The organism is Chamaesiphon sp. OTE_75_metabat_556 (assembly GCF_031378165.1).
GTDB lineage: Bacteria > Cyanobacteriota > Cyanobacteriia > Cyanobacteriales > Chamaesiphonaceae > Chamaesiphon.
Window position 1 is genome coordinate 1 of sequence record NZ_JANNDR010000252.1, and the last position, 9432, is coordinate 9432.

At 46.1% G+C, this 9432-nt stretch carries 7 protein-coding genes and 1 pseudogene; 3 read left to right on the top strand and 5 right to left on the bottom strand.

The genetic code is table 11. The features are described 5' to 3' along the window. The 5 genes and pseudogenes from RMO27_RS10320 to RMO27_RS10340 form a co-directional block, all read right to left on the bottom strand. Positions 1-540, bottom strand: a pseudogene (locus RMO27_RS10320) (photosystem II q(b) protein); the annotation flags it as partial. Positions 541-780: 240 nt separating this feature from the next. Then, complete coding sequence (locus RMO27_RS10325) at positions 781-1122, bottom strand: histidine triad nucleotide-binding protein (RefSeq protein WP_309732053.1); 342 nt, start codon at positions 1120-1122, stop codon at positions 781-783. A 72-nt stretch (positions 1123-1194) separates the two neighbouring features. Then, positions 1195-1554, bottom strand: a complete 360-nt coding sequence (locus RMO27_RS10330; RefSeq protein ID WP_309732055.1) for a VOC family protein — start codon at positions 1552-1554, stop codon at positions 1195-1197. Positions 1555-2902: 1348 nt separating this feature from the next. After that, on the bottom strand, positions 2903-3169 hold the full coding sequence (locus RMO27_RS10335; RefSeq protein ID WP_309732057.1) for a transcriptional regulator: 267 nt from the start codon (positions 3167-3169) through the stop codon (positions 2903-2905). A 69-nt stretch (positions 3170-3238) separates the two neighbouring features. Beyond that, complete coding sequence (locus RMO27_RS10340; protein ID WP_309732059.1) at positions 3239-3532, bottom strand: glycosyl hydrolase family 31; 294 nt, start codon at positions 3530-3532, stop codon at positions 3239-3241. 365 nt (positions 3533-3897) lie between these two features. Between RMO27_RS10340 and RMO27_RS10345 the strand changes: the two genes are divergently transcribed. The 3 genes from RMO27_RS10345 to RMO27_RS10355 all read left to right on the top strand — a co-directional run bounded on the left by RMO27_RS10345 (position 3898) and on the right by RMO27_RS10355 (position 9335). Continuing rightward, positions 3898-7902 carry a magnesium chelatase subunit H gene (locus tag RMO27_RS10345; protein WP_309732061.1) on the top strand — a complete coding sequence of 1335 codons (4005 nt, stop codon included), beginning with the start codon at positions 3898-3900 and terminating at the stop codon, positions 7900-7902. An 86-nt stretch (positions 7903-7988) separates the two neighbouring features. Further along, positions 7989-9065 carry an IS1380 family transposase gene (locus RMO27_RS10350; RefSeq protein WP_309732065.1) on the top strand — a complete coding sequence of 359 codons (1077 nt, stop codon included), beginning with the start codon at positions 7989-7991 and terminating at the stop codon, positions 9063-9065. Positions 9066-9152: 87 nt separating this feature from the next. Continuing rightward, entirely contained in the window at positions 9153-9335 is a 183-nt protein-coding gene (locus RMO27_RS10355; protein ID WP_309732063.1) for a hypothetical protein, read from the top strand. Positions 9336-9432: the final 97 nt, after the last annotated feature.

Consider the following 9432-nt stretch of genomic DNA (forward strand, 5'->3'; position numbering starts at 1 on the left):
GAACGTTCCGGAGATACCCAAGGGCATACCGTCAGAGAATGAACCTTGGCCGATGGGGTAGATCAAGAATACTGCAGTTGCTGCTGCTACTGGAGCGGAGTAAGCAACACAGATCCAAGGACGCATACCTAAACGGTAGGAAAGTTCCCACTCACGACCCATGTAGCAGAAGATGCCGATGAGGAAGTGGAATACTACTAGTTGGTAAGGACCGCCGTTGTACAACCACTCGTCTAAGGAAGCAGCTTCCCAGATTGGGTAGAAGTGAAGACCGATTGCATTGGATGAAGGGATAACAGCACCAGAGATGATGTTGTTGCCGAACATTAACGAACCTGCAACTGGCTCACGGATGCCGTCGATGTCCACTGGGGGAGCAGCGATGAAAGCGATGATGAAACAGATTGTTGCAGAAAGAAGTGTAGGAACCATAAGTACACCGAACCAACCGATATAAATCCGGTTTTCAGTGGATGCGATCCAGCTACAAAATCTTTCCCATACATTTGCGCTTTCGCGACGTTGTAAGGTAGTAGTCATTTGTTTATGATTGCTATGAATTTTCTAGGTGCGGTGTTAATTGCTTAACCCCTATGCACTCAATATTAGAGGGTTTATTTCTATTTGTAAAGGGGTTTAACAATCTCTTAATATTTGGGAGCGATCGAAACTAGCTAGGTTTTGAGGTATTCTGGCTGGGGATCGAGGACTCACCCTTGTACGGGGCGGTATTCCGCTCGATCTGACAACCGCTAAATGAGAAACTTTACATTCACTCATCTATCCTGGCGGCCAAGTCATCGATCGCTTGCCCAGTAAGTGCAAATGGAGGTGAAACACAGTCTGACCGCCATCTTCGCCTGTATTGATGACCACGCGATAGCCCTTTTCTAATCCTTCCTGAGTGGCTACTCTCTTCACTGTTAACAATAGATGACCGAGTAGAGCGGCATCTGCATCGGTAGCTGCATCGATCGAGACAATAACTTGTTTGGGGATAATGAGAATATGCACTGGTGCCTGAGGATGGGCATCCCGGAAGGCGAGAGCCAGATCGTCCTCATATACAATGTCAGCGGGAATCTCCCTACGGATGATTTTACTAAAAATGGTGTCGCTCATAAAATCTCATAATTGGTGCGATGCTCTCAATCATCATATTTACAGATTGAGCGGCGATCGCACCAGTACTCGCTAGACGGCAGCTTTCGCCGCAGGTTGTAACAAACTGACCAAATGACCATCAGGAGTACGAATCGCCGCGACTTTACCAAAAGAAGGTTCGCGCACGCGACCTTCGAGGCTGGCACCTAGTTGTTCGAGAGTTGAAATCGCACTTTGAATATCATCGACGTGAAAGCTCAAAATCGGCGAGGAACCAGTCTCAGCGTTTGATTCGGCAGCATGTAGCGCGATCGTCGTACCATTGGCATCTAACTCCGCCCAGCCCGGCGTAGACATCTTCACTGGCAGCCCCAAGCCTTCGCTGTAGAATTTCAGCGATGTGGGGATACTTTTGACCATCAACATAATGTGCTTAAATTCAGCCGCCATAGCTTTTTATTTTGGTGTGGGTTTATGCTCAGTATAAATGCTCTTTCACTCGCAGGGGCAAATCGGTAGTCATCAGACAAGAACGGTAGAATTGTGGAGATCGCTCGAATTGATCCCTACAAAAATTGAATTCAGTTTGCGATCGACTTATTTAGGCAACATTTGTATTTTTAATTTTCGATCTAAAGCTGTGACAATTCTCGCTAGCACAGACAAAGAATGTCCTTCATAGTCAGCATCTTCCAAACAAGCAATGACTGATTGAGTAGTACCAATTAAATCTGCTAATTGTTTCTATAGCAACCCTAAATGAAAAACTAAGATTTTAGTATGAAACTACTATGATTGAGATCGCTCAAACGGTTATATGTTAACAAATCGAGCTTAGAGCGGAAGTACTATAAAATGAGCAAATCAAATAGGATTGCTATATGTGAGTCCAGCTTGTTTGTGAACATCATAAATAATTAGCGAAACTCGGGCATTGATAGATGATTCTTTAATCATTTCTGCTGATTCAGAATCAAGATCTATCTCCGAATAATTTTTATCGTGTCACTAGTTTTACTCATTCCCAATGATATTGCATTTTTGCGATTTTGTTGACGATCGAGTAAACTTAAATTCTCTAATCTATTTGTAGATATTCTCCGCGCTACAATTTTGATCGATCCAATAGAATTTTTAGATGTGATTGGATCGATCGATAAAACTAGTGCTATTACAAACCCGACTTTTTGAAAAAGTCGGGTTTGCGCCCTAACCGATATGGCGACTGCTGTACCTATTGAAAAAATCAAAATGTTCTTATGAGAACATTTTGGTGAGGACTAGCTCAAAAAATATCTACGGAGAGTGTGTTATTTTGGCGCGTAAAGCACCATTATTCTGTCAAATGATATCTAAATCAAAATTTTGAACAATGCGCGTTATAGGAGATCTAATTTATCCCGACAATTGTAGCCGCAGATGCAGAGATCGGAACTAACACACCAAAAGCAGCAATTAGACCGATCGAGAGCTGAACAGCGCGAGATTTTTGGACGATATTCATAAAATAATGCTTACCTAATTACAAAGGATAATCGTAGGGTTTTAATTAAAACAATCGGATAATACAACTTTGCAAAAAAAAGCTACACTTGGTCAAATTAAGTACTGTAGCACGTAGTACCTATTTGATACCTTATTCATCTTGATATAGACATCATCACGCGCTGAAAGCTATCTATAGGTGGCTTGGGGTCTTGAAAATATTGTGAAGGGCGGTAGCTATTTTGTTGACTTTTTTTGCTGCGATGCGATCGAGACAACTCCAGGAATTTAGGTAGAGTAATAGAAATTTAGATTATTGCTTCTCGATCGACCCAATTAAATACCCCGATAGATTAGATAACAATCTACCATGACGATCGTTGCTAATCGAACCGATCGAACCTATTACTTCTACCTGCTGAATTACTGCGAGAAAGGACAATCTAATCAAAGATTCTCGAACTAGTCCACTAGCGACAAAGTCCGAGTCTTCAACTTTGATTATTTCATCAAAGTTGGGTCGATATTGCCGGAGCTGAGTACTAATTCCACAAATTAATAAGTCTCCATACTTAGGCATCTCCCGCAGTACTAAAGCTGGACGATTTTTCGCTTTCCATCTGCTTGGACGATCGCCGTCAGAATAATACTACATTCTCTCATAACTAGAATTTAACTCTTTTAATTGAGATATTTCATATTCTGGTTCATCATCTGTATAAGCTCTATTTAAACCATGTAGACTCAAATTTGACCACTCTGAAGATGCTAAGTCACGATCAGTTAAAGTTGTGGCTACACGCATAATCGTTACTATCAACTCGGTACCTTCTGGTAGATCGATCGAGTCTAGGGTTTGAATTTTACCATCTTTGACAATTGCTAACAGTTGAGTAGGCACAAATAATTTTTCTGAAGATTTGGAAATCTGGCTACTGACCATTCTAAATTACTAGCATTCATTTAGCACTTGACTTCAGTCGTTTGTGCCACATCTGGACAAGCTAATCGCAGTCGATCGATCCCAAATATCAAGAATTGTACCGATAAGTTGAGGAAAAGCTAAAGAAATTATCCTCGATCGCAAACAAATGTTAAGTTTTTAGTTGCAAATTGTTTCAAATAAATCTCGAAAGTCCCACCCTTGGTGGATTTTCTGTTAGAACTACTGAAAGTGAGAAGTGAGTGGGCACATCGATTGACTGACGCTACAAATCGCTTTCATGTCTGCTCGACCTCTCGAATATCATACTTTTCAAGCCATTTTCCCCAAATTCATCCCACATTATCTCCTAGGAGCGATACCGCATGTTCACCAACGTCAAGTCCACCATTAGACATATCGCCCCCGATGACATCCAGGGCAGACAGTTATTAAAGGTGGTCTATGTCGTCCTAGAGCCACAGTATCAGAGTGCCATCTCTGCGGCTGTGAATGCCATTAACGACCACAACCCCAAAGTCGCGATCGAAATTAGTGGCTATCTCCTGGAAGAACTTCGCGATCCTACCAACTACGCCGCACTGCAAGAGGATGTCTCTCGCGCCAATATCTTCATCGCTTCACTGATTTTTATTGAAGATTTGGCTGACAAACTCGTAGCCGCAGTCGAACCTTATCGGGATAGCTTGGATGTGGCGGTGATCTTCCCATCGATGCCCGCAGTGATGCGGTTGAACAAGATGGGGAGTTTCTCGCTGGCTACTTTGGGTCAATCCAAAAGTGCGATCGGCGAATTCATGAAGAAGCGCAAAGCCAAAGCTGGCGCGGGTAGCTTCCAAGACGGAATGCTCAAATTATTGAATACGCTGCCGAATATTCTCAAATATCTACCGATCGAAAAAGCTCAGGATGCGCGCAACTTTATGTTGAGCTTCCAGTATTGGCTCGGTGGTACGCCAGAGAATCTAGAAAATTTCTTGTTGATGCTGGCCGATCGGTATGTCTTAAAAGAAGATAATACGCTCAACTCGGCAACTTCTGTCGGTGAAATTAAATATCAAGATCCCGTCACTTTCCCCGATATGGGGATCTGGCACCCCTTGGCACCGCAGATGTTTGAGGATGTCAAAGAATATCTCAATTGGTTCGATAGCCGTCGCGATATCGCGCTCGATCGCCAAGATCCGAATGCGCCCTGTATCGGGCTGGTATTACAACGCACTCACATCGTCACGGGCGATGCCGCACATTATGTCGCGATGGTACAAGAATTAGAAGCAATGGGTGCCAAAGTCATCCCCGTATTTGCAGGTGGATTGGACTTCTCTAAGCCTTTAGAAGCCTATTTCTTCGACCCGATCGCCAAAACTGAAGCGATCGTCGATGCAGTCATCTCCCTGACCGGATTTGCCCTCGTGGGTGGCCCCGCGCGGCAGGATCATCCCAAAGCGATCGACATGCTCAAGCGGTTGAATCGTCCCTACATGGTGGCGTTACCGTTGGTGTTCCAAACCACTGAAGAGTGGGAAGAAAGTGACTTAGGTTTACACCCGATTCAAGTAGCTTTACAAATTGCGATTCCTGAGTTGGACGGCGCGATCGAGCCGATTATTTTATCAGGTCGTGATGGGACTACTGGCCGCGCGATCGCTCTCCAAGACCGGATTGAAGCGATCGCCGGACGGGCGATGAAGTGGGCAAATCTGCGTCGCAAAGCCAAAATAGAGAAGAAAGTCGCGATTACCGTCTTTAGTTTTCCGCCAGATAAAGGGAACGTCGGTACCGCTGCCTATTTGGACGTATTTGGTTCGATCTTTGAAGTCATGCAGGGCATGAAAAAAGATGGTTATGATGTCCAGGATTTACCAGCATCGCCCAAAGAACTGCTCGAAGCCGTGATCCACGATGCGCAGGCGCAATACAATAGCCCCGAACTCAACGTGGCTTACCGGATGTCGGTACCTGAATATGAGGAACTGACTCCCTATTCGGAAAAACTCCACGAAAGCTGGGGTCCACCACCAGGGAACCTCAATAGTGACGGCCAGAATCTGGTGATTTACGGCAAACACTTCGGGAATGTCTTTATCGGCGTGCAGCCAACCTTCGGTTATGAAGGCGATCCAATGCGGTTGTTATTCTCCCGTTCGGCCAGTCCCCACCACGGATTTGCGGCTTACTATACGTACCTGGAAAAAGTCTGGGAAGCGGATGCCGTCCTCCACTTTGGTACCCACGGTTCGCTAGAATTTATGCCTGGGAAGCAGATGGGGATGTCCAATGAGTGTTTCCCCGATAGTTTGATCGGAAATATTCCGAATCTCTACTACTACGCGGCCAACAATCCCAGCGAAGCAACGATCGCCAAACGTCGTTCTTATGCTGAAACGATTTCCTACCTGACGCCGCCTGCGGAAAATGCTGGACTCTACCGAGGCTTGCAAGAACTCGGCGAACTCGTCGGTTCTTACCAATCGCTGCGCGATAGCGGTCGCGGCGTCCAAATTGTCAATACAATTATGGACAAAGCGCGGATTTGCAATCTCGATAAAGATGTCGAGTTACCCGACATCGATGCGGGCACGATGGAAATCGAAGTCCGCGATAATATCGTCGGTGCAGTCTACAGCCGCCTGATGGAAATCGAATCGCGCCTACTGCCCTGCGGATTGCACGTAGTCGGCAAACCACCGACAGCCGAAGAAGCGATCGCGACACTCGTAAATATCGCCTCACTCGATCGTGAAGAAGAAGGATTAAAAGGTTTACCTCGGATTATCGGCGAAAGTATCGGACGCAATCTTGAAGAGGTTTACCAAAATAACGATCGCGGCATCCTCGAAGATGTCCAACTGTTGCAAGACATCACGATGGCCGTCCGTGCCGCCGTTACTGCCATGGTGACACCCCAAGTTAACGATGAAGGTCGAATTTCCCTTGTCGCTCGGTTGAACTTATTCAACATGGGGCCAAAAGAAGCGTGGGTTGAATCTCTATACGCATCTGGCTACAAACAAGTCAACCTCGAAGAAATCAAACCCTTATTTGAGTACCTCGAATTTTGTCTCAAACAGGTCTGTGCAGACAACGAACTAGCAGCCCTCCTCCAAGGTTTAGGTGGTGAATACATCCTCCCAGGGCCAGGTGGCGACCCGATTCGCAACCCCGATGTCTTGCCCACAGGGAAGAACATGCACGCTCTCGATCCGCAGTCGATTCCAACCGAAGCCGCAGTTAAGTCAGCAAAAGTGGTAGTCGATCGGTTACTCGATCGACAAATGCGCGAAAATAACGGTCAATATCCCGAAACGATCGCCTGCGTCCTCTGGGGTACGGATAACATCAAAACCTACGGCGAGTCCCTCGCCCAAATCATGTGGATGGTCGGTGTCAAACCCGTCCCCGATGCCCTCGGTCGGATCAACAAACTCCACATGATCCCCCTCGAAGAACTCGGTCGTCCCCGCATCGACGTCGTGATCAATTGTTCCGGTGTCTTCCGCGACCTGTTCATCTACCAGATGAACCTGCTCGACCAAGCTGTGAAAATGGCCGCCGAAGCCGATGAACCTCTCGAAATGAACTTCATCCGCAAACACGCATTAGCCCAAGCCGAAGAGATGGGGATCAACCTCCGTCAAGCCGCCACCCGCGTCTTCTCCAACGCCTCCGGCTCCTACTCCTCCAACGTCAACCTCGCCGTCGAAAACGGCACCTGGGACAACGAAGGCGAATTGCAAGAAATGTACCTCAACCGTAAATCCTTCGCCTTCAATTCCGACAATCCTGGTGTGATGGACAACGCTCGCGAGATCTTTGAAACCACTCTCAAAACTGCCGAAGTCACCTTCCAAAACCTCGATTCCTCGGAAATCAGTCTGACTGATGTATCTCACTACTATGACTCAGACCCCACCAAAATCGTCGCCAAGCTGCGAGATGATGGCAAAATGCCCTCATCCTTCATCGCCGATACCACCACCGCCAACGCTCAAGTTCGCAGCCTTTCCGAGACTGTCCGCTTAGACGCGCGTACCAAGTTGCTCAACCCCAAATGGTATGAGGGGATGCTCTCTCATGGTTATGAAGGTGTACGCGAACTCTCGAAACGATTGGTAAATACCAGCGGTTGGAGTGCGACGGCTGGTGCGGTCGATAACTGGGTGTATGAAGAAACCAATGACACATTTATCAAGGATGCGGACATGTGCAAACGGTTGATGGATCTCAATCCGAATTCATTCCGCAAGATTGTTTCGACGCTGTTGGAAGTCAATGGGCGTGGTTATTGGGAGACTAGCGATGAGAACCTCGATAAACTTCGCGACCTCTATCAGGAGGTTGAAGATCGGATTGAGGGTGTTGAGTAGAAATTACTCCATCCTATAATCTAACCCCTGTAGCTAATACCTACAGGGGTTTTGAATATATTTAACCAACACTATGAGCCAAAGAGATAAACTTCTCGCTAAAATCTTATGCGGGAATATTATTAGCACGTCAAGCCGAAGAACAAGAACAAATTTGTCGAGGATTAGCAGAGTGCATTGAAGAATGGCGAGACACGAATAAAGTCACCCATAGCCTACATCAATTGGTAAGTCAAAGAGTGTATCAACTGGTTGGGGGATATGAAGATGCCAACGACAGTAATGTCTTAAGGCACGATCCAATCTACAAGATCGCGTGTGAAAGATTACCAATTGCCAAGGAGGAACTCCCAGCAAGTCAACCAACCATCACGAGAATGGAGAATCAGGTCAAAAAACCGGAAGTTTCCAAAATGCGAAGTCGGATGGTGGACGGATTCATTGCGGGATATCAACAGCCACCAGCAGAGATCGTACTTGATATCGATGGGTGGGCAGACCCAACTCATGGGCAACAACAACTGAGTTGTTTTCATGGCTACTATGGACAGCATATGTACTTTCCAGTCTTAATCAACGAAGCTAAAAGTGGGTATCCATTAGTGTTGCAGTTAAGAGCGGGGAATACTTATTCTGGTAAGGGGGTAGCCGGAATCTTGCGGTGGTTGTTTTGGCGATTAAAACGTGCATTTCCAGGTGTGAAAATCATTCTCCGTGCCGATGCAGGATTTTCATTGCCAGAGATCCTGCGGGTGTGTGAACGTGCTGGCGTTGGCTATGCGATTGGATTTACACGTAATGCAGTGACTGAGCGCAAGATGGCCGATCTGCTCGAACGGGCGCGGTTACAGTTCGTTCAAACACAACAGAAAGCTCGATTGTTTGATGATGTTTACTATGCAGCAGGGACTTGGGATGCCCCACGTCGCTTGGTGATGAAGGCTGAGTGGTTGCCAAAGGGTGCTAATCCTCAATTTGTACTCACTAATTTAGATTTGCCGCCACAACAACTTTACGACCAGTTTTATGTCCAACGTGGCAGCGATAGTGAACATCGGATTAAAGAACTCAAACTGGGCATTCATGCTGACAGACTCAGTTGTAGCTCATTCATCGCCAATCTGTCTTGTTGCGCTTTTTACGTCGGGAGACCCGATTGGTGACAAGTTAAGAAAATCCAAGATTTGTCAAGGAGAGAAAGAAAAAATGTCAAACTCGGACTAGCGAAGAGTTAGAACCGAGTTTGACCCATGCCCAGAAAGCGGAAAACAAATCGTGACCATGCAAAACGACAACAACGTCCGATGATGGAAGACGAGGCAATAGCAGCACAATTAGAGCAGCTAGTCACACCAGCAGTCATCGCCCAAGAGAGATACTATCGCCAACGGCTCTCCCGCCTGTATGGTGATAAGTATTGCTTATTTGAATGATTGGAGTGAAACGGAAATTATTTAAATAAGCAAGCCAATAGCTTCTCTTTCATCAGATCGAAATTCTTAAATCCATAGCTTTGGCGAATTATTAACT